Genomic DNA, 710 nt, shown 5'->3' with positions numbered 1-710 from the left:
GAAGTCCAATAGAATATAGGAAATTTAAAGAAAAAAATGTTGATAATTAAATTGAGTACTTGACAGGGTACAGATCAAACATATATTTTAGTTTTAAATGTGCAACTTTTAAAATATGGTGGAGATATAGCTTTAGTGAGCCTTGGGATTATGACTATTCTTAGAAGTTTTATCAATACAAGCTATAATGGATTAAACCAAGGACGTCAACCGATTATCTCTTACAACTGGGGTGCAAAAAATTATAAAAGAGTTAAAGATACATTTTTACTTTCTCTTTTAATCTCATCTATCTCTTCAGTTATTTTAGTAAGTATCGTGGTTATAAAATCTGATGATATAGTTAGATTATTTATAAAAAATGACCCTGATGTTGTAGCATATACAACTAAAGCTATTAGATATCATCTAAAATTTATGACTGGAACTGCTATCTATCTTTGTTGTGGAACTTACTTCCAAGCTATAAGAAAAGGATTTATTACAACAAGATTTATTTTTTTAAGACTTGTGGTACTTTCAATCCCTCTTGCTTATATCTTGCCTTTAAAATTTGGAGCTATGGGAGTTTTGATGAGTTTTCCTATTGCTGATTGTACAACCGCTCTTGTATCTTTATATTTTATGTACAAATGATATGATACCCATAAAGGACACATATATATTATCAACAAATTAAAAAATATAAGAAAGTTGGTAATGTATGTCTA

1 protein-coding gene is annotated in these 710 nt (G+C 28.3%); it reads left to right on the top strand.

The genetic code is table 11. The features are described 5' to 3' along the window. The first annotated feature begins 84 nt into the window (after positions 1–84). Positions 85–636, top strand: coding sequence for an MATE family efflux transporter (locus I6E15_RS10055; RefSeq protein WP_328222092.1), 552 nt, complete (start codon positions 85–87; stop codon positions 634–636). Positions 637–710: the final 74 nt, after the last annotated feature.

The sequence above is a fragment of the Fusobacterium perfoetens genome (assembly GCF_021531475.1).
GTDB lineage: Bacteria > Fusobacteriota > Fusobacteriia > Fusobacteriales > Fusobacteriaceae > Fusobacterium_B.
Note: the sequence above shows the minus strand (reverse complement) of the source record. Positions and strands in the feature narration are given on the sequence as shown.